The sequence below is a fragment of the Streptomyces sp. JB150 genome (genome assembly GCF_011193355.1).
Classification (GTDB): Bacteria; Actinomycetota; Actinomycetes; order Streptomycetales; family Streptomycetaceae; genus Streptomyces.
Map to the genome: position 1 here is coordinate 3,490,270 of NZ_CP049780.1, position 18,488 is coordinate 3,508,757.

Here is an 18,488-nt window from a genome sequence, read left to right on the forward strand (position 1 = left end):
CTAGGCGGCCGGGCGCATCGCGGCCGGTGCCGCCGGGACGGCGGTCAGCCGGCGCCGGCGCCTGGGCATGCCGAAGGTGGGGTGCGAGACCGCCCACAGCGCGGTCGCGAGGATGCCCGCCTTGATCCGCGCCGCCTTCCGGCCGCCCAGGTACGCCGGCTTGGCCCGCCCTTCGCCGTCGACCAGCTGCAGGATCCCGTCCCGCCGCCCGAGGCTGATGTGATTGCCCACGTAGGTCAGTCTGACGTCCGCGGTCCTGCCGCCGGTCAGGCGCCCCACGATCGCCTCGGTGGCCTGCCGGGCGGTGTCGCCGGCCGACGCGCAGGACATCGGCAGCGGCCGGCCGTTGTCGCCGATGGCGTGGACGCTGTCGCCGATGGCGTGGACGTCCGGGTGGGAGACCGAGCGCATGCTGCGATCGACGACGATCCGGCCCTCCTCGGTGACCTCCAGACCGCTCTGGGCGGCGATGGAGTCGACGGCGAACCCGGCCGTCCACACGGTCGCGTCGGAGGCCAGGACGGTGCCGTCGGCGCACAGCACCCGCGTCGCCTCGACGGCTTCGACGGAGGTGTGCTCCAGGACGGTGATGCCCAGCCGGTCACAGGCCCGGCGCAGGTGGCCGCGGGCCCCGGCGGAGAGCCGGGCGGCCGGCTCGCCGCGGGCGATCAGCGTCACCCGCAGGCCGGGCCGGGACTCGGCGATCTCGGTGGCGGTCTCGATGCCGGTCAGCCCGTCGCCGACGACCAGGACGGTGCCGCCGCCCCGCCCTTCCAGGGCGTCCAGGCGATCGCGCAGGCGCAGCGCCGAGGGCCGGCCGGCGACGTCGAAGGCGTGCTCGGCCACGCCGGGCACACCGTGGTCGGCGACACGGCTGCCGAGCGCGTAGACGAGCGTGTCGTAGCCGAGTTCGCCGCCGCCGCCCGTGTCCGCCACGGCGACGGTGCGGCGCTCGGGGTCGACGGCGGTGACCCGGGCCACGCGCAGCCGGATCCCGGTGCCGGCGAAGACGTCGGCGAGCTTCGGCGCCCGGATCCGCCGGCCGGCCGCGAGCTGGTGCAGCCGCAGCCGCTGGACGAAGTCCGGCTCGGCGTTGACCACGGTGATCTCGGTGTCCGCCGGGGACAGCCGGCGGGCCAGGTTCCCGGCCGCGTAGGCCCCGGCATATCCGGCGCCGAGGACGACGATGCGATGCTTCATGTGCGGCTCCTGTCGGTTCGGATGCTGTCGTGGGTTGAGCGGGACGGCGAGCCGATTGCTGACAGGAACCGCATGTGATGTGCGCCACAGGTTGGCCTGGGCGTACCGAGCCCGGTCCTCACATCGGGCATACGACGTTCTGCCGGGCTTCTCAGGCGGCCCTCAGGAAGCTCTCATGGTCGGGCGACAAGCTCATGGACATGACCGACAGCAACGTGAACCCCGAGTGGCCGCCCCCTCCGGCGTACCAGCCACAGCAGCAGCCGCAGCAACCGCAGCAACCGACCGCGCTCCTGGCGGAGCCCGTGTCCCGGCGGCGCGCCAGGCGGCGGGGGCCCGTGGCCCTGCTCACCGCCGTCGCGATCGTCGCCGCGGCCGTCGGCGGCGGCACGGCGTACGGCATCCAGGAGCTGACCGGCGGTTCCGCGGCCGTCGCGTCCAGCTCCACCAGCACCACCGTGGTGCCGTCGAGCCAGAAGGGCACGGTCGCCGGGGTCGCGAAGGCGGTCAGCCCGAGCATCGTCGAGATCGACGCCACCTCGAACGCGGGGTCCTCCACCGGCTCCGGCGTGATCATCACGTCCGACGGCGAGATCGTCACCAACAACCACGTCGTCTCCGGCGCCTCCCGGATCACGGTGACGACCAGCGACGGCACGCAGTACACCGCCCGCGTCGTCGGCACCGACAGCGGCAAGGACCTCGCGCTGATCGAGCTGGAGAACGCCTCCGGGCTCAAAGCGGCGACGCTCGGCGACTCCGACGGGGTGCGGGTCGGTGACCAGGTGGTGGCGATCGGCTCGCCCGAGGGTCTGACCGGCACGGTGACCAGCGGCATCGTCTCCGCCCTGAACCGGGACGTCACCGTCTCCACCGGTGAGGGTCAGCAGCAGCGGCAGCCGGACGGCGGCTGGCCGTTCGAGTTCGGCGGGCAGGAGTTCAACGGCGACACCGGCTCGTCCACGACGACGTACAAGGCCATCCAGACCGACGCGTCCCTCAACCCGGGCAACTCCGGCGGCGCGCTGATCGACATGAACGGCAACATCATCGGCATCAACTCCGCGATGTACTCGGCGAGCGGTTCCTCCTCGTCCGACGCGGGCAGCGTCGGCCTCGGCTTCGCCATCCCCATCAACACCGTGAAGGCCGACCTGGCGAAGCTGCGGGCGGGCGCGACCGACTGAGAGCGACCGGCCCAGACCGACCGGCGAGTCGTGCGACGCTGAGAACGTCAGCCGCCCGCTTGCCGACCACCCCCGAGGAACCCACGCCATGAGCCCCGCCGAAGGCGACCGTGACCCCCAGCGCATCCTCATCGTCGACGACGAGCCCGCGGTGCGCGAAGCGCTCCAGCGCAGCCTGGCCTTCGAGGGATACGACACCGAGGTCGCGGTCGACGGCGCGGACGCCCTGGAGAAGGCGACCGCGTACCGGCCCGACCTCGTCGTCCTCGACATCCAGATGCCGCGCATGGACGGCCTGACCGCGGCCCGGCGCATCCGCGGCGCGGGCGACACCACCCCGATCCTCATGCTGACCGCCCGCGACACCGTCGGCGACCGCGTCACCGGCCTCGACGCGGGCGCCGACGACTACCTGGTCAAGCCCTTCGAGCTGGACGAGCTGTTCGCCCGTATCCGCGCGCTGCTGCGCCGCAGCTCCTACGCGGCGGCGACGGCCGGCGCCGGCGCCGAGGCCGGCGAGGTGCTGACCTTCGCCGACCTGCGGATGGACCTCGCGACCCGCGAGGTGACGCGCGGCGGGCGGCCGGTGGGGCTGACCCGCACCGAGTTCACCCTGCTGGAGATGTTCATGGCGCACCCCAGGCAGGTCCTCACCCGCGAGCAGATCCTGAAGGCGGTGTGGGGCTTCGACTTCGAGCCGTCGTCGAACTCGCTGGACGTGTACGTGATGTACCTGCGCCGCAAGACCGAGGCGGGCGGCGAGCCGCGGCTCGTGCACACCGTCCGGGGCGTCGGCTACGTCCTGCGGCAGGGCGGCACCGAGTGAGCAAGGCGGTACGGCGGCTGCGCGCGCTGCCCCTGCGCTCCCGGCTCGCGCTGCTGGTGGCGGCGGCGGTGGCGTTCGCGGTGGCGGCGGTCTCGGTCAGCTGCTGGTTCGTGGTGCGCGGAAAGCTGTACGCCGAGATTGACGACAAGCTCGACAACGTCCGGGTCACGCTGGACGCCATCCGGGACACCCTGGCCGACTGCCGCCAGACCCCCGGCGACGCCCGCGCCTTCGGCCCGCCCACCCAGGTCTACGCGGAACTGGTCAGCGCGGACGGGACGTACTGCGTCTTCGACACCTCCGCGGGCGCGGTGCGGGTGACCGCGGCCGACGCCCGCATCGCCGCGCGGAACCCCGGCGACACCCCCTCCTTCCGCGACGGGAAGGACTCCGACGGCAAGGCCGTCCGCACCATGACGCGCCCGCTCGGCGGCGGGATCGCCCTGGTCGTCGCCCTCCCCCTGGAGGACACCGAGGGCACCCTCAACGAGCTGGCGCTGCTGCTGCTCGCCGTCTCCGGCATCGGGGTCGTCGGCGCCGGCGCGGCCGGACTCGCCGTGGCCCGGGCCGGACTCCGTCCCGTCGACAAGCTGACGGAGGCCGTCGAGCACGTCGCCCGCACCGAGGACCTGACCATCCGCATCCCCGTCGAGGACGACAGCGAGGACGAGATCGCCCGCCTGTCCCGCTCCTTCAACTCGATGACCTCCGCGCTGGCCAGCTCCCGCGACCTCCAGCAGCAGCTCATCGCGGACGCGGGCCACGAGCTGCGCACGCCGCTCACCTCGCTGCGCACCAACATCGAACTCCTCACCCGCAGCGAGGAGACCGGCCGCCCCCTGCCGGAGGCCGACCGCACGGCCCTGCTGGCCTCGGTGAAGGCCCAGATGACGGAGCTGGCCGCGCTGATCGGCGACCTCCAGGAGCTGTCCCGCCCGGACACCGCCCAGCACGGCGGTCTGGCGCCCGTCATCCCCTTCCACGACGCGGTCGAATCGGCCCTGCGCCGCGCCCGGCTGCGCGGACCCGAGCTGACGATCACCGCGGACGTCCGGCCCTGGTACGTCCGCGCGGAGCCGGCGGCGCTGGAGCGGGCGGTGGTCAACGTGCTGGACAACGCGGTGAAGTTCAGTCCGGCGGGCGGCACGGTCGACGTACGCCTGGACGGCGGTGTCCTCACGGTCCGGGACCACGGTCCGGGCATCCCGGAAAACGAACTCCCCTACGTCTTCGACCGCTTCTGGCGCAGCCCGGGCGCCCGCGCCCTCCCCGGCTCGGGCCTCGGCCTGTCGATCGTGGCCCGCACGGTGCAGCAGGCGGGCGGCGAGGTGACGCTGACTCCTGCGGAGGGCGGGGGCACGGTGGTGACGATCCGCTTGCCGGGGGCGGCTACTCCTCCGCCGGAGGCTCCGTAGGAGGTTCGTGAACCTGCCAGAAAAGCTGTTCATCGAGCCGCCAGTCCGTCTGCCAAGGCGGCGTCATGAAGTCGTCGATCACTCGCCCGGCTCCGTCCTCAGAGCCTTGTCCCGAATCCTCGCCGCCTCGTCGAGGAGGGCCCTGGCCTCGGCGATGTCGGTGGACTCAGCCGCACGGAGTTCCAGGTCGTGCAGGCGTGCATCGAGCTCCGGATCACGAGCGATCGTGTACTCGATCCACCAACGAGCCATGAACGCGGGAACGGGTCGAAGGTCGTACGTGTCGGCGATCGCCCGCTTCCAGTGTTTGTCGAAGTCGGGCAGAAGCACAGGTGCGTGCTGGGCAATGGCCTCGCGCAGCGCCTTGGGAGTCCGGGAGAACGGGACCCGGGCCCCCTCCGGTGCTTGATCGAGTTCCTGTGCCATGGGATCACCGTGACCGAACCGCACACCTTCGCGTCCCGGGTTCCCGCCCGCTTCACCCGAGAGCGTGCGAAGCCCTCTCCTGCTTGACGCCCTCCACGAACGCGGCCCACGGAGACGCCCCGAAGAGCAGGACCCGGCCGGCCGGGATCTTGCTGTCACGGACCGGGACTATGCCGGGGCAGTTGTCGGCGACCTCGACGCAGTTGTTGTCTCCCCCGTCGCTGTAGGACGACTTACGCCACACGGCGGTGGTGAGGGCGAGGGCTCGATTCATGATCCGGCGACCTCCGTCAGCTCTTGACGCCGTTCACGAACGACACCCACGAGCCGGCCCCGAACACGAGCACCGGGCCCTCCGGGGCTTTGCTGTCGCGGACCGGGACTATGCCGGGGCAGTTGTCGGCGACTTCGACGCAGTCGTTGGCTCCCCCTTCGCTGTAGGACGACTTACGCCACACGGCGGTGCTGAGGTCGGGGGTGCCCGTCATGATCTGTGCTCCTCCAGTACGTCCCTGATGAGCGCGAGCGATTCCGACGGGGACAGCGCCAGGTCGCGGAGCCGATCGTAGGACAATCGCTGCCGCAGAACCTCGTGCGGATCCTCGATCAACCGGCTGCACCCGTTGCCCTCCTTGTAAGCAACAGCGCTCCCGTCGCTCTGCCAGAGCAGCGTCAGCGATCCGTTCATATGGTGGTGCGCTCCCGCCGAGAAGGGCAGTACCTGGAGCGCCACGTTGGGCCACAGCGCGGCGGCCTCGAGATGCAGCAGCTGATCCTCCCAGGTCTTGCCCTGGGCGGCGGGCCGTCGGAGCGCGAACTCGTCCACGATGATGCGCACTTCCGGTTCCGGCTTCTGCCTCAGCAGGTACTGACGACCAAGCCGTGCGGCCACCTGCTCCTCGACGGCCTCGTCGCCGTCGGCCGTTGTCTGCGCGCCAGACAACACCTCCCGAGCGAAGTCCTCGGTCTGCAGAAGCCCTGGGACCCCCAGCGAGAACACCCACATGATCCGCGCCGTCGCCTCCAAGGCCATGTACTCCTTGTACTGGTCCTTGAACGCGTCCAGCCGAGCCGCCTTCCAGTGGCTCAACAGCAGGTCACCGGTGCCGTAGTACTCGTCGAGGTCCTCCATGACCGTCACCTTGGACAGCCGCTCGCCCGACTCCAGCCGGCTCAGATAGCTCTTCTCGTAGCCGGTGTCGTCGGCCAGCTGCCCCAGTGACTTTCCGGCCTTCTCCCGCAGGACCTTCAGCGTCTGGCCGAGCATCGCCCGCCCGGAAACCCGCTGAGCGTCAACCTTTTCGCCCACGTCACCCCTCCCCGTTGCCTGGGCGCCAGACAACACCGAACCTCTTCCGCAGCGTACGCGTGATCCGTAACCATCGAGGCACGAACGGTAATCGCCGCTCGTCAGCCACCCCTGTCACGCCCCGGAAGGGCACCCCCATGCCTCTGCGCCTCCGCCTGCGCCTCGCCGCGCTCTGCGAGACCGTCCTGCTCGCCCTCGTACGGCTCCTGCTGCCCGCCGAGGGACGCCACCGCGCCACGGCGCCCCCGCCACCGCCCCCGCCCGCCCCGCCGATCGCCCTGGAGCCCGTCTGGCTCGACACCCCGCTCGTACGCCCCTACCTGGAGGTCCCCGCATGAGGCTGCTCCCCTGGACGGGCGTCGACGGCAAGCCCTGCTACCTCAGCAGCGACGACCCGCACAGCCCCCTCTCGCGGCTCGCCGACGACATCGAGGCCGCCCAACTGCGCTCCGCCCAGGAGGTGCTGGCCGGGGCGAGGGCCGTACTCGGCGACGCCAAGGCGGGTGAGCGGGCCGTGCGGTTCGCGCTCACCCGGGCCACCGAGTCCCTGGCGGACGTCCTGCGGATCGCGGTCAGCCGGCGGTGACCCGCACGAGGACCGCGTCACCCGGCGACGTCGGGTTCGTTCGGCCGCCCCGGCAACCTTCCAGGCGTCCGCGGCGACTGTTCGTCGACCATCCCCACACCCCACGGACGAACGGAACCCGCATGAGTGAGACGACTCGTGGCAAGCCCCGCAAGCCCCGCAGGGCACAGCACCGCAGGCGCCGGACGACGGTGCTCGCGGCCGGTGTCCCCCTCGCCCTGATCGCCGCGGGGGCGCTCGTCTACGGCGAGCACGCGCAGCCCGAGGCGGCGGCCGCCGTGGTGCCCGCGTGGGCGACGGCGACCGCCGACGGCTTCGCCTCCGTGAACTCCCTCGGCCAGAACGGCACGTACGGCGGGCGGGGCGGTCAGACCGTCACCGTCCGCACGCTCGCGGACCTGGAGAAGTACGCGACCGCCCCCGAGCCGTACGTCATCGTCGTCGCCGGGACCATCACCATGTCCCCGGCCGGCAAGGAGATCAAGGTCGCCTCCGACAAGACCATCATCGGCTCCGGCACCTCCGGGCACATCGTCGGCGGCGGCTTCTTCCTCGGCCCCGGCGTGCACAACGTGATCATCCGGAACCTGACGATCCGGGACGCGTACCAGGGCGTCTGGAACGACAAGGAGCACGACTACGACGCGATCCAGATGGACGGCGCGCACCACGTCTGGATCGACCACAACAACCTGCGGCACATGGCGGACGGGCTCATCGACGTCCGCAAGGACAGTACGAACATCACCGTGTCGTGGAACAAGCTGAGCGACAACGACAAGACGTTCGGCATCGGCTGGACCGAGAACGTCGTCACGGACATCACGATCCACCACAACTGGTTCCGCGAGACCGAGCAGCGCAACCCGTCCACGGACAACGCCGCCCACGCGCACCTCTACAACAACGTCCTGGAGGACACTCCGGGGACCGCCGTCACCTCCTCCTACGGCAACTACTCGCGCGGGAAGACGCAGATGGTCCTGGAGAACTCCTTCTTCCAGGGCGTGAAGAACCCCGTCATCAAGGACGCCACGGCGTCGATCGTCCAGCGCGGCAACGTCTTCTCCGGCACCAGCGGACGCAACGAGAGCGGCGGCACCGCCTTCGACCCGAAGACGTACTACGGCTACACCCTCGACAAGGCGGCGGACCTCCCCGCCCTGCTGAAGTCGGGTGCGGGCCCCCGCGGTTCCCTCGGCACCACGGCGGCCACGACCGCTGCCGCCGCCGCGGCGACCACGCTCACCGTCGCCAGGGACGGTTCCGGCCAGTACTCCACCGTCCAGGCCGCGGTGAACGCCGTACCCGCGAACAACCCGAGCCGCGTCGTCATCGCCGTGAAGCCGGGCACGTACCGCGAGACGGTGAAGGTCCCCTCCAACAAGCCGCACGTCACCATCCAGGGCACGGGCGCCAGCCGCAAGGACACGGTGATCGTCTACAACAACGCCTCCGGCACGCCCAAGCCGGGCGGCGGCACGTACGGCACCGGCGGCAGCGCCACCGTCGCCGTCGAGGCGGACGACTTCCAGGCCCGCAACCTGACCATCGCCAACGACTTCGACGAGAAGGCCAACCAGCACATCTCCGGCCACCAGGCCGTCGCCCTGCGCACCGCGTCGGACAAGGTGTTCCTGGACTCGGTGATCGTGGAGGGCGACCAGGACACGCTCCTGCTCGACACCGCGGCGAAGGACCGCCTGGGCCGCGTCTACATGACCAACAGCTACGTCGTCGGCAACGTCGACTTCATCTTCGGCCGCGCCACGGCGGTCATCGACCGCTCGGTCATCACCCTGAAGAAGCGCTGGGACGGCACCTCGGCCGGCTACGTCACGGCACCGAGCACGGCCGCCGGGCGCAGGGGCATCCTGATCGCCAACTCCACGGTGAACGGCGCCGTCTCGGACCGCACCTTCTACCTCGGCCGCCCCTGGCACGCGGGCGGTGACGCGACCCTCGACCCGCAGACGACGGTCCGCAACACCACCCTCAGCGCCGCCATCCGCACCACCCCCTGGACCGACATGAGCGGCTTCTCCTGGAAGGACGACCGCTTCGCCGAGTACAAGAACACCGGCCCCGGCGCCGGTTCCGCCTCGTCCGACCGCCCCCACCTGACCGACGCCCAGGCCGCCGACCAGGAGGTCACGGACTGGCTGGCGGGCTGGACACCCGCGGCGTCCTGAGATCCGCCCCAGGCTCCTGGCGTCCTTCCGGGCGCCATCGCCCGAACAGGTGAACTCAGAGCAGCACCCCGGGCCGGCAGCGCCGTCACACCTGGTCGGACGCCCGGATCACGATCCGTCCGCAGCCCGCGCTGGACAGGTTCCTGGCCGGCTGAGCCGAGCAAGGCGGAAGAGTCCGAGAACGGGGTGGGGGGAACGCGCTCGCGCGCGTTCCCCCCACCCCGTCTCCCGGTCCGGCGTCTACTTCACGATCGTGATCCGGTCCGCCTTCGGCGGTGCGATCGGGCTCGCCGGGGACGAGTTCGCCGTCAGGTACTTCTCCAGTGCCGTCAGGTCGTCCGCGCCGACCAGGTCGTTGGTGCCCTGGCCGAGGGTCGGGAAGCCGTCGCCGCCGCCCGCGAGGAAGCTGTTCGACGCGACGCGGTACACCGCCGACGGGTCGACGGGGGCGCCGTTCAGCCTGATGGAGTCGGTGACCACGCGGTCCGCGCCGGTCTTCGTCAGGTCCAGGGTGTAGGTGAGGCCCGAGGAGACCTGGAGGATCTTCGGGGCCGCCGCGTTCGCGCCGCTGACCTGCTCCTTGAGGATCTGGATCAGCTGGGTGCCGGTGATGTCCTGGAGGTTGACGGTGTTGGCGAACGGCTGGACCGTGAAGCCCTCGGCGTAGGTGACGACGCCGTCGCCCTCGGCCGCCTTGGCCGCGTAGGTGAGCGGGGCCCGGATGCCGCCCGGGTTCATCAGCGCCAGGTCGGTCTCCGGGTCCAGCTCCTTGCCGTAGGCGAGCTGGGCGTCGGCGATGAGGTCGCCGAGCGGGGACTCGGTGCCGGTGTTGCCGATGTCACCGGAGATGTAGCCGATCGGGCGGTTGCCGATGGGCGCGGCGAGCGCGTTCCACTTGCCGATCAGCTCGGTCATGTCGGGCGCCTTGGGGACGTCCCGGGTGACGACGTGGTTCGCCGACCGCACCGCCGTACGGGCGATGTCGCCGGTCCACCGGTCGTACGTCAGCGTGGTGTCGGTGTAGAGCCGGCCGAAGGAGGCGGCCGAGGTCACCATGCGGGGCTTGCCGGCCGGGTCGTCGACGGTGCAGACGTACGGCGCGTGGGTGTGGCCGGTGACCAGCGCGTCGACCTGCGGGGTGACGTTCTTGGCGATGTCGACGATCGGGCCGGAGATGCCGTCGCCGGGGCCGGGCGCGTCGCAGTCGTAGTTGTACGCCGTCCCGGCGGGGAAGCCGCCCTCGTGGATGAGCGCCACGATGGACTTCACGCCCTGCGCCTGGAGCACCTTGGCGTACTTGTTGATGGTCTCGACCTCGTCCTTGAAGGTGAGGCCCTTGACGCCCTCGGCCGAGACGATGTCCGGGGTGCCCTCCAGGGTCACACCGATGAAGCCGATCCTGACGTCCTTCTTCTTCCACACCCAGTACGGCTTGAGGAGGGGCTTCTTCGTCTTCTCGTCGCGGACGTTGGCCGCCAGGTACGGGAAGTCCGCGCCCTCGAACTCCTCGTCCGTGTAGCAGCCCTCCGTGGGGTGGCAGCCGCCCTTCTGGAGGCGGGCCAGCTCCCGGGCACCCTCGTCGAACTCGTGGTTGCCGACGCTCGTGACGTCCAGCTCCAGCTTGTTCAGCGCCTCGATGGTGGGCTCGTCGTGGAAGAGACCGGAGAGCAGCGGGGAGGCGCCGACCATGTCGCCGCCGGCGGCGGTGACGGAGTACTTGTTGCCCTCGCGCGCCTGGCGCAGGTGGGTGGCCAGGTACTCGATTCCGCCCGCTTCGACCGTCTTCGTCGTGCCGTCGGCCTGGAGTTCGGTGACCCGGCCCGAGGAGCCGGCCGGCGGCTCCAGGTTGCCGTGCAGGTCGTTGAAGGAGAGCAGCTGCACGTCCTGGTAGCGGCCCGGCTTGTGACTCGTGGTCTTCTCGTCGGCGCTGGCGGCCGACGGCAGCGCGGCGGCCAGCGCGCCGACGGTGGCGACACCGGCGGCGGCCGCGAGCAGCCTGGTCGTACGCCGTCTGCGGCGGTCCTGCGGCGGAGTGGTGGCTGGCATGCGCCCCCCTGTCGTTCTTATCCGGGTGTGTGAGGGTCCCGGCGCAGCCTAGAGTCAACGCGCGTAGCGCGACAGGGGGTTCATGGTTACAGCCTGGTTTCCCTTTGGGTTTCCCCTTGCGCTCGCCCGCGCTGTCCCCCCGTGCCGCCGTTTTGGCGGCGCCTCCCCTTACTCTCGTAGGCATGACCAGCGACGACTTGGCACGGCCCGGCCCCGCACGCGCCCTGGAGACCCACGCGGCGCTCTCCCCCGGGCAGATCGAGGCCGTTCTCGACCTGCTCGCCCAGGCCGCCCGCGTCGACGGCCGGCAGGCGGTGTCCGAACAGGGCCGGCTCCAGCTGCGCGGCGGTGAGCGCGAGGGCGTCTCCCATCTGCTGCTCACCAGCGGCGGCGAACTCGTCGGCTACGCGCAGCTGGAGGACACCGACCCGGTCGAGGCCCCGGCCGCCGAGCTGGTCGTCCACCCCTCGCACCGCGGCCACGGCCACGGCCGCGCCCTCGGCACGGCGCTGCTCGCCGCCTCCGGCAAGCGGCTGCGGGTGTGGGCGCACGGCGGGCACTCGGCCGCCCGGCATCTGGCGCAGGTGCTGGGGCTGACCCTGTTCCGCGAACTGCGGCAGATGCGGCGGCCTTTGTCCGGGTTCGACCTGCCGGAGCCGGTGCTGCCGGCCGGGGTCACCGTCCGCACCTTCGTGCCCGGCCAGGACGACGCGGCCTGGCTCGCCGTCAACGCGGCCGCCTTCGCGCACCATCCGGAGCAGGGCTCCCTCACCCAGCGCGACCTCGACGACCGCAAGGCGGAGCCGTGGTTCGAACCGGCGGGCTTCTTCCTGGCCGAGCGCGGGGGCGAGCTGGTCGGCTTCCACTGGACGAAGACGCACGCCGAGGAGCAGCTCGGCGAGGTGTACGTGGTGGGGGTCGCGCCCGGCGCGCAGGGCGGCGGCCTCGGCAAGGCGCTCACCCTGATCGGCCTGCGCCACCTGGCCGCGCAGGGCCTGCCGACGGCGATGCTGTACGTCGACGCGGACAACAAGGCGGCCGTGTCGGTGTACGAGGGCCTGGGATTCACCACATACGAGACGGACCTCATGTACCGGACCGAAACCTGAGAATCGGTCAGCACAGGCCCCACAGGGGGCGGCGATCTTGACGCCGCCCCCTTCTTTGCACCACCCTTTCACTACTCAATTAGTGAAAGGGTGGTTGCCGAGTGGTCGAATACCGCATCGACCGGCGCAGCGGAGTCGCCACCTATCTGCAGATCGTCCAGCAGACCAAGCAGGCCCTGCGCCTCGGCCTGCTGCGGCCCGGCGACCGGCTGCCCACGGCCCGCGAGGTCGTGGCGGCCACCGCCATCAACCCGAACACCGTGCTGAAGGCCTACCGCGAGCTGGAACGCGAGGGCCTGGTGGAGGCCCGCCGCGGCCTCGGCACCTTCGTGCGGCGCTCCCTGGGCGCCGCGCCCGCCGACTCCCCGCTGCGCAGCGAGCTGGAGGCGTGGGCGGCGAAGGCCCGCGAGGCCGGGCTGGAACGGGACGACGTGGCCGCGCTCTTCACTTCCGTACTGGACAAGCACTTCAAGGGGGACCAGGAATGACCGACACCGCCATCGAGGCGGCCGGCCTCGCCAGGAGCTTCGGCCGCGGGGGGCGGCGGCGGGCGCTTAACGCCTGCACGTTCCGGCTGCCCGCCGGCAGCGTGTGCGCCCTGGTCGGCCCGAACGGCGCCGGCAAGTCCACCCTGCTCGCCCTCGCCGCCGGACTGCTCGCCCCCACCGAGGGCACCGTCCGGGTGCTGGGCGAGCACCCGGCCCGGGTCCGCGAGCGCGTCGGCTACGTCGCCCAGGACAAGCCGCTGCACCCCCAGCTCACCGTCGCCGACACCCTGCGCCTCGGCGCGGAGCTGAACCCCGGCCGCTTCGACCCGGCCGCCGCCGCCCGCGTCGTCGCCGGGGGCGACCTGGACCCCGGCGCCCGCGTCCGCTCGCTCTCCGGCGGCCAGCGCACCCGCGTCGCGCTCGCCCTCGCCCTCGGCAAGCGGCCCGAGGTGCTGCTGCTGGACGAGCCGATGGCCGACCTCGACCCGCTGGCCCGGCACCAGCTGATGGGCGCCCTGATGGCGGACGCCGCCGACCACGGCACCACGATCGTCATGTCCTCGCACGTGGTGGCGGAGCTGGAGGGCTCCTGCGACCACCTGCTGCTCGTCGGCGGCGGCCGGGTCCGCCTGGCCGGCCCGCTCGACGCCGTGCTCGCCGCGCACACCCGGGTCAGCGGCCCGACCGACGGCGACCTCACCGGTCACACCGTCGTCGAGTCCCGGACCACCGGACGCCAGCTCACCGCCCTGATCCGGCCGCGCGGCCCGCTCCGCGGCACCTGGCAGCGCGCCGAGCCCACCCTGGAGGAACTGGTCCTCGCCCACCTGCGCGCCCCCGACGCCCCGCCGCTCCACCTCGACCCCGCCGCACTCCACCCCGACACCACCGCGCACGGCACCGGCACCGCCGCGCACGGCCACGACACCACCGCGGAGGCCGCCGTATGACCGCCACGACGACCACGGCCACGGCCCGCACCGCCCCCGCGCCCCGCGGGCCACGCGGCCTGACCTGGCTGATGCTGCGCCTGCACCGCTCCGCGCTCTGGTTCTGGCTGATGCTGCTCGCCGTCGCCGCCGGGGCCCTGCTGTGGGCGTACGGGCCGGGCGCGGAAGCCGCCTGGGAGGAATTCCGCCGGATGGACTGCGGCCCCACCGGCACACCCGACCTGTCCTGCGACTACGCGGGCCCCGCCTACCAGGACTACGACCTCGCCCTCGCCCTCGCCGCCGGGCTGCTCACCGTCGCCCCGCTGCTCGTCGCCGCCTGGGCGGGCGGCGCGCTCACCGGCCGCGAGCTGGAGAACGGCACCGCCCGGCTCGCCTGGGTCCAGTCCGTCTCCCCCGCCCGCTGGCTGGCCGCCAAGCTCGCCGTGCCCGCCGCGGTCCTCACCACCGGCGCCCTCGCGCTGACCGCGCTGCACCGGCTGGTGTGGGCGTCGGACGGCGAGCTGCGGGACGGCTGGCGGGAGTGGCACAGCACCACCACGTACATCGTCAACGGCCCCCTGCTCATCGCCTACCTCCTGCTCGGCCTGGCGGTCGGCGTCCTCGCCGGCCTGCTGCTGGGCCGCGCCCTGCCCGCGCTCGCCGCCGCCGCGGCCGCCCTGGTCGCCCTGCTCACCGCGCTCGACGCGGTGCGCCCGCACCTGTGGCCGGCCGAGACGCTGGTCGACAAGGAGCAGTACCCGGACTGGATCGGCATGGTCGTCGACGACGGCGCCCTGACCGCCGACGGCACCCGGATCGACGACCCGATCTGCGTCGACGACGCCCGCTGCCTCGCCGAGCACGACGTCGTCGGCTTCTACCGCGACTACCACCCCGCCGGCCACTTCTGGCCGCTCCAGCTCATGGAAACGGCCCTCGTCCTCGCCCTCACGGCGCTCGCGCTCCTCGCCGCCTTCCGACTGCTCCGCCGCCGCACCCACTGACCCCCGGGCCCGCGTACGCCCCCGGGCGTACGCACCCCTCGCACCCGTTCGCACACCCCGCGCCCGCTGGCGTCACCGCGCCCCGGTGCCCCCGCGCACGCACCCGCGCCCCACCCCACAGACCCCCCGCGCCACCCCCGGACCCCCCGCACCCCCTCCAGGCCGCCCGCGGGCCGCCGCGCGCTAGCCCACACGTCATGTCGCCGTAACCATCGATTCAGACACGCTTGCGACGCTCGCCGAATGAAGCCCGCCGTGCCAGAGCCTTCGCCCCCGCCCGGGGGGACCTCCGGGAACGGAAGCGCGGACGCCAGCGCCGTGCTCCCGCCCGCCCGCTCCGACGCGCCTGTCTCGCTCGTGGCGCGGAAGAATGGCTCTATGAGCCAGCAGAACGCCCAGGCACCGGTCCCGCAGGTCCAGCACGCCCAGCCCTCCGTGGGCTCCATCGCCGCGCACCGCCCGCACACCGTGGCGGCGGCGGTCTCCGATCTGGAACCCGACATCGACTCGGACCTCGACGTGTACGAGGAGCACGCGGACGGCGCCCAGCTGCCCCAGGGCCGCTTCCTCGACCGGGAGCGCAGCTGGCTCGCGTTCAACGAGCGCGTCCTCGAACTCGCCGAGGACCCGAACACCCCCCTGCTCGAACGAGCGAACTTCCTGGCGATCTTCGCCAGCAACCTGGACGAGTTCTTCATGGTCCGGGTCGCCGGCCTGAAGCGCCGTATCGCCACCGGCGTCGCCACCCGCTCCGCCTCCGGCCTCCAGCCGCGCGAGGTGCTGGAGATGATCTGGGCCCGCTCCCGCGAGCTGATGGCCCGGCACGCCGCCTGCTACCACGAGGACGTCGCCCCCGCCCTCGCGGAGGAGGGCATCCACCTGGTCCGCTGGAGCGAGCTGACCGAGAAGGAACAGGCCCGCCTGTTCACCCTCTTCAAGCACCAGATCTTCCCGGTGCTCACCCCGCTCGCCGTGGACCCCGCGCACCCCTTCCCGTACATCTCCGGCCTGTCCCTGAACCTGGCCGTCGTCGTGCGCAACCCGGTCAGCGGCCACCGGCACTTCGCCCGCGTGAAGGTGCCGCCGCTGCTGTCCCGCTTCCTGGAGGCCTCCCCGGGCCGGTACGTCCCCATCGAGGACGTCATCGCCGCCCACCTGGAGGAGCTGTTCCCGGGCATGGAGGTGCTGGAGCACCACGCCTTCCGCCTCACCCGCAACGAGGACCTGGAGGTCGAGGAGGACGACGCCGAGAACCTGCTCCAGGCCCTGGAGAAGGAGCTGATGCGGCGCCGCTTCGGGCCGCCGGTGCGCCTGGAGGTCGAGGAGTCCATCGACCGCGAGGTGCTGGACCTGCTGGTGCGCGAGCTGAAGATCAGCGAGGCCGAGGTCTACCCGCTGCCCGGCCCCCTGGACCTCACCGGCCTCTTCCGCATACACGGCCTCGACCGGCCCGAGCTGAAGTACCGCAAGTTCATCGCCGGCACCCACCGCGACCTCGCGGAGGTCGAGTCCTCCTCGCCGCCCGACATCTTCGCCGCCCTGCGCCAGCGGGACGTGCTGCTGCACCACCCCTACGACTCGTTCTCCACGTCGGTGCAGGCCTTCATCGAGCAGGCCGCCGAGGACCCCGACGTCCTCGCGATCAAGCAGACCCTCTACCGCACCTCCGGCGACTCCCCCATCGTCAACGCGCTCATAGACGCGGCCGAGGCCGGCAAGCAGGTCCTCGTCCTCGTCGAGATCAAGGCCCGCTTCGACGAGCACGCCAACATCAAGTGGGCGAAGAAGCTGGAGGAGGCCGGCTGCCACGTCGTCTACGGCCTCGTCGGCCTGAAGACCCACTGCAAGCTGTCCCTGGTGGTCCGTCAGGAGGGCGAGACGCTACGGCGCTACAGCCACGTCGGCACCGGCAACTACCACCCGAAGACGGCCCGGCTCTACGAGGACCTCGGCCTGCTCACCGCGGACCCCCAGGTCGGCGCGGACCTCTCCGACCTCTTCAACCGCCTCTCCGGCTACTCACGCCGGGAGACCTACCGCCGTCTCCTGGTGGCCCCCAAGTCGCTGCGCGACGGCCTCATCTCCCGCATCAACAAGGAGATCCAGCACCACCGCGCCGGCCGCCCCGCCTACGTCCGCATCAAGGTCAACTCGATGGTCGACGAGGCCGTCATCGACGCCTGCTACCGGGCGTCCCAGGCGGGCGTGCCGGTCGACGTCTGGGTGCGCGGCATCTGCGCGGTGCGGCCGGGAGTCGCGGGCCTGTCGGAGAACATCCGGGTCCGCTCGGTCCTCGGCCGGTTCCTCGAACACTCCCGCATCTTCGCCTTCGCCAACGGCGGCGAGCCCGAGGTGTGGATCGGCAGCGCGGACATGATGCACCGCAACCTCGACCGCCGGATAGAGGCCCTCGTCCGGGTCGTCGACCCCGCCCACCGGGCCGCCCTCAGCCGGCTGCTGGAGACCGGGATGTCGGACTCCACCGCGTCCTGGCACCTCGGCCCCGACGGCGAGTGGACCCGGCACGCGACGGACGGGGACGGCACGCCCCTGCGGAACATCCAGGAGATGCTCATAGACGCCCGGAGGCGCCGGCGTGGCAAAGCGACACCTTGACCCGACGGACCCCGTGGCCGGGCCGCGCCCCGAACCGGCGGCCGCGCCGGAACGGGCGGGCACAGTGCGGGCGGGCACGGAGCGGACAGGCACCGTGCGGGCAGGCACCGTGCGGGCGGGCACGGAGCGGGCGGGCACCCCCACCGGGGACGTGCTCGCGGGCTATCTGCGCGCCCAGGCCACGGAGTTCCTGCGCGCCCTGCGCCAGCACCGGGAAACCGGCACCGGGGACTCCCTCGACGCGGCCCGGGCGCTGCGCCGCTCGGCCCGCCGGATCAGCGGCAGCCTGCACACCTTCCGCCCGCTGCTGGACAGCGACTGGTCCGAGGCCATGCGCCCCGAACTGGCCTGGCTGTCCGGCACGCTGGCCCTGGAGCACGCCTACGCGTCCCGCCTGGACCGCCTGCTGAACGCCCTGCACCGGCTGTCGGGCTCGGCGGCGTTCCCGGACCGGGCGGGCAGCGGCGCGACGGCCCGCGTGGGCGGTGGCGGCGGCGGTGGTGGCGGCGGTCCGGAGCGGGGGAGCCTCACCGTGGGCGCCGCGAAGGCCGGCGCCCTCCTCGACCGCCAGCTCACCCTCGCCCGCACCCGGGCCCACTCCACCGCCCTGCAGGCCCTCGGCTCCTCCCGCTTCCACGCGGTGGCCGACAAGGTCGCCTTACTCGCCAGCGAGGTCCCGCTCACCGCCACCGCCGCGGCGACCGACCTGCGCCCGCTCGCCACCGCGGCACAGGAGCGCCTGACGGCCGCGGTCGCCGCCCTGCCCCTGGTCACCGCGGGCAGCCCGTACAACGCCGAGGCCCTGATCCACGGCCTCTCCCCCGACCCGGCCCCGCACCCGCAGGACGCCCCCTGGCACCAGGTCCGCCTCCTGCTGCGCCTGCACCGCTACGCCCGTGAGGTCCTGGAGGGCGAGGCGGGCCCGGTCGACGTCCGCCTGCTGGCCGCGGGACAGGCCCTGAACCGGCACCGCGACGCCTCCGAGGCCGCCGCCGCGGCCGCCGCCGCGGCCCGTACCCCGCGGATCGCCCCCGCCACCGCCTACGCCCTCGGCGTCCTGCACGCCGACCAGCGCCACGAGGTGGAGGCGGCCCGGTTCGCGTTCCAGCAGTCCTGGCAGAAGCAGACGGTGAGCACGCCATGAGCGCGGAG

Annotated in this window: 18 protein-coding genes; 12 read left to right on the top strand and 6 right to left on the bottom strand. The window is 72.4% G+C overall.

What is annotated here, in order from left to right; genetic code table 11:
• Positions 1-1,200 carry an FAD-dependent oxidoreductase gene (locus tag G7Z13_RS16375; RefSeq protein ID WP_166000081.1) on the bottom strand — a complete coding sequence of 400 codons (1,200 nt, stop codon included), beginning with the start codon at positions 1,198-1,200 and terminating at the stop codon, positions 1-3.
• Between the two features lie 200 nt (positions 1,201-1,400).
• Here G7Z13_RS16375 and G7Z13_RS16380 point away from each other — a divergent pair, with 200 nt between their 5' ends.
• The 3 genes from G7Z13_RS16380 (at position 1,401) to G7Z13_RS16390 (ending at position 4,628) form a co-directional block, all read left to right on the top strand.
• Positions 1,401-2,387 (top strand): trypsin-like peptidase domain-containing protein, encoded by a 987-nt coding sequence (locus G7Z13_RS16380; RefSeq protein ID WP_277347402.1) that lies wholly within the window; start codon positions 1,401-1,403, stop codon positions 2,385-2,387.
• Between the two features lie 88 nt (positions 2,388-2,475).
• Positions 2,476-3,213, top strand: coding sequence for a response regulator transcription factor (locus G7Z13_RS16385; RefSeq protein ID WP_166000085.1), 738 nt, complete (start codon positions 2,476-2,478; stop codon positions 3,211-3,213).
• Positions 3,210-4,628, top strand: a complete 1,419-nt coding sequence (locus G7Z13_RS16390; protein ID WP_166000087.1) for a HAMP domain-containing sensor histidine kinase — start codon at positions 3,210-3,212, stop codon at positions 4,626-4,628. The genes G7Z13_RS16385 and G7Z13_RS16390 overlap by 4 nt, the downstream gene beginning before the upstream one ends.
• A gap of 78 nt (positions 4,629-4,706) precedes the next feature.
• Here G7Z13_RS16390 and G7Z13_RS16395 read toward each other — a convergent pair whose 3' ends face one another.
• The 4 genes from G7Z13_RS16395 to G7Z13_RS16410 are packed head-to-tail and all read right to left on the bottom strand — an operon-like array spanning position 4,707 to position 6,363.
• A complete protein-coding gene (locus tag G7Z13_RS16395) occupies positions 4,707-5,054 on the bottom strand; it encodes a DUF6247 family protein (protein WP_166000089.1) in 348 nt (115 codons plus the stop codon).
• A 52-nt stretch (positions 5,055-5,106) separates the two neighbouring features.
• Complete coding sequence (locus G7Z13_RS16400; RefSeq protein WP_166000091.1) at positions 5,107-5,328, bottom strand: DUF397 domain-containing protein; 222 nt, start codon at positions 5,326-5,328, stop codon at positions 5,107-5,109.
• A gap of 16 nt (positions 5,329-5,344) precedes the next feature.
• Complete coding sequence (locus G7Z13_RS16405) at positions 5,345-5,542, bottom strand: DUF397 domain-containing protein (protein WP_166000093.1); 198 nt, start codon at positions 5,540-5,542, stop codon at positions 5,345-5,347.
• Positions 5,539-6,363, bottom strand: a complete 825-nt coding sequence (locus G7Z13_RS16410; RefSeq protein WP_206313082.1) for a helix-turn-helix transcriptional regulator — start codon at positions 6,361-6,363, stop codon at positions 5,539-5,541. The genes G7Z13_RS16405 and G7Z13_RS16410 overlap by 4 nt, the downstream gene beginning before the upstream one ends.
• Before the next feature lie 137 nt (positions 6,364-6,500).
• On the opposite strand from G7Z13_RS16410, the gene G7Z13_RS16415 reads away from it, so the two are divergent.
• The 3 genes from G7Z13_RS16415 to G7Z13_RS16425 all read left to right on the top strand — a co-directional run bounded on the left by G7Z13_RS16415 (position 6,501) and on the right by G7Z13_RS16425 (position 9,141).
• Positions 6,501-6,701, top strand: a complete 201-nt coding sequence (locus G7Z13_RS16415) for a hypothetical protein (protein WP_166000096.1) — start codon at positions 6,501-6,503, stop codon at positions 6,699-6,701.
• Positions 6,698-6,949, top strand: coding sequence for a hypothetical protein (locus tag G7Z13_RS16420; RefSeq protein ID WP_166000097.1), 252 nt, complete (start codon positions 6,698-6,700; stop codon positions 6,947-6,949). The genes G7Z13_RS16415 and G7Z13_RS16420 overlap by 4 nt, the downstream gene beginning before the upstream one ends.
• Positions 6,950-7,071: 122 nt before the next feature.
• On the top strand, positions 7,072-9,141 hold the full coding sequence (locus tag G7Z13_RS16425; protein WP_166000099.1) for a pectinesterase family protein: 2,070 nt from the start codon (positions 7,072-7,074) through the stop codon (positions 9,139-9,141).
• 240 nt (positions 9,142-9,381) lie between these two features.
• Here G7Z13_RS16425 and G7Z13_RS16430 read toward each other — a convergent pair whose 3' ends face one another.
• Entirely contained in the window at positions 9,382-11,187 is a 1,806-nt protein-coding gene (locus G7Z13_RS16430; protein WP_166000101.1) for a bifunctional metallophosphatase/5'-nucleotidase, read from the bottom strand.
• 182 nt (positions 11,188-11,369) lie between these two features.
• Between G7Z13_RS16430 and mshD the strand changes: the two genes are divergently transcribed.
• From mshD to G7Z13_RS16460, 6 genes are all read left to right on the top strand, one after another.
• The gene (gene mshD / locus G7Z13_RS16435) at positions 11,370-12,296 is read left to right on the top strand and encodes a mycothiol synthase (RefSeq protein ID WP_166000102.1); all 927 of its coding nucleotides are present in this window, start codon (positions 11,370-11,372) and stop codon (positions 12,294-12,296) included.
• A 101-nt stretch (positions 12,297-12,397) separates the two neighbouring features.
• Entirely contained in the window at positions 12,398-12,784 is a 387-nt protein-coding gene (locus tag G7Z13_RS16440; protein ID WP_166000103.1) for a GntR family transcriptional regulator, read from the top strand.
• Complete coding sequence (locus G7Z13_RS16445; protein ID WP_166000104.1) at positions 12,781-13,734, top strand: ABC transporter ATP-binding protein; 954 nt, start codon at positions 12,781-12,783, stop codon at positions 13,732-13,734. Before G7Z13_RS16440 ends, G7Z13_RS16445 begins: the two co-directional genes overlap by 4 nt.
• Positions 13,731-14,720 carry an ABC transporter permease gene (locus tag G7Z13_RS16450; protein WP_166000105.1) on the top strand — a complete coding sequence of 330 codons (990 nt, stop codon included), beginning with the start codon at positions 13,731-13,733 and terminating at the stop codon, positions 14,718-14,720. Before G7Z13_RS16445 ends, G7Z13_RS16450 begins: the two co-directional genes overlap by 4 nt.
• A 243-nt stretch (positions 14,721-14,963) precedes the next feature.
• Entirely contained in the window at positions 14,964-17,336 is a 2,373-nt protein-coding gene (locus G7Z13_RS16455; protein WP_206313083.1) for an RNA degradosome polyphosphate kinase, read from the top strand.
• A gap of 94 nt (positions 17,337-17,430) precedes the next feature.
• A complete protein-coding gene (locus G7Z13_RS16460) occupies positions 17,431-18,480 on the top strand; it encodes a CHAD domain-containing protein (protein WP_166000111.1) in 1,050 nt (349 codons plus the stop codon).
• Positions 18,481-18,488 lie beyond the last annotated feature (8 nt).

Excerpts from the sequence above, each read along its gene's own strand:
- G7Z13_RS16375 (WP_166000081.1), bottom strand. The coding sequence starts at position 1,200 with ATGAAGCATCGCATCGTCGTCCTCGGCGCCGGATATGCCGGGGCCTAC.
- G7Z13_RS16380 (WP_277347402.1), top strand. The coding sequence starts at position 1,401 with ATGACCGACAGCAACGTGAACCCCGAGTGGCCGCCCCCTCCGGCGTAC.
- G7Z13_RS16385 (WP_166000085.1), top strand. The coding sequence starts at position 2,476 with ATGAGCCCCGCCGAAGGCGACCGTGACCCCCAGCGCATCCTCATCGTC.
- G7Z13_RS16395 (WP_166000089.1), bottom strand. The coding sequence starts at position 5,054 with ATGGCACAGGAACTCGATCAAGCACCGGAGGGGGCCCGGGTCCCGTTC.
- G7Z13_RS16400 (WP_166000091.1), bottom strand. The coding sequence starts at position 5,328 with ATGAATCGAGCCCTCGCCCTCACCACCGCCGTGTGGCGTAAGTCGTCC.
- G7Z13_RS16405 (WP_166000093.1), bottom strand. The coding sequence starts at position 5,542 with ATGACGGGCACCCCCGACCTCAGCACCGCCGTGTGGCGTAAGTCGTCC.
- G7Z13_RS16415 (WP_166000096.1), top strand. The coding sequence starts at position 6,501 with ATGCCTCTGCGCCTCCGCCTGCGCCTCGCCGCGCTCTGCGAGACCGTC.
- G7Z13_RS16420 (WP_166000097.1), top strand. The coding sequence starts at position 6,698 with ATGAGGCTGCTCCCCTGGACGGGCGTCGACGGCAAGCCCTGCTACCTC.
- G7Z13_RS16425 (WP_166000099.1), top strand. The coding sequence starts at position 7,072 with ATGAGTGAGACGACTCGTGGCAAGCCCCGCAAGCCCCGCAGGGCACAG.
- G7Z13_RS16430 (WP_166000101.1), bottom strand. The coding sequence starts at position 11,187 with ATGCCAGCCACCACTCCGCCGCAGGACCGCCGCAGACGGCGTACGACC.
- mshD (WP_166000102.1), top strand. The coding sequence starts at position 11,370 with ATGACCAGCGACGACTTGGCACGGCCCGGCCCCGCACGCGCCCTGGAG.
- G7Z13_RS16445 (WP_166000104.1), top strand. The coding sequence starts at position 12,781 with ATGACCGACACCGCCATCGAGGCGGCCGGCCTCGCCAGGAGCTTCGGC.
- G7Z13_RS16450 (WP_166000105.1), top strand. The coding sequence starts at position 13,731 with ATGACCGCCACGACGACCACGGCCACGGCCCGCACCGCCCCCGCGCCC.
- G7Z13_RS16455 (WP_206313083.1), top strand. The coding sequence starts at position 14,964 with ATGAAGCCCGCCGTGCCAGAGCCTTCGCCCCCGCCCGGGGGGACCTCC.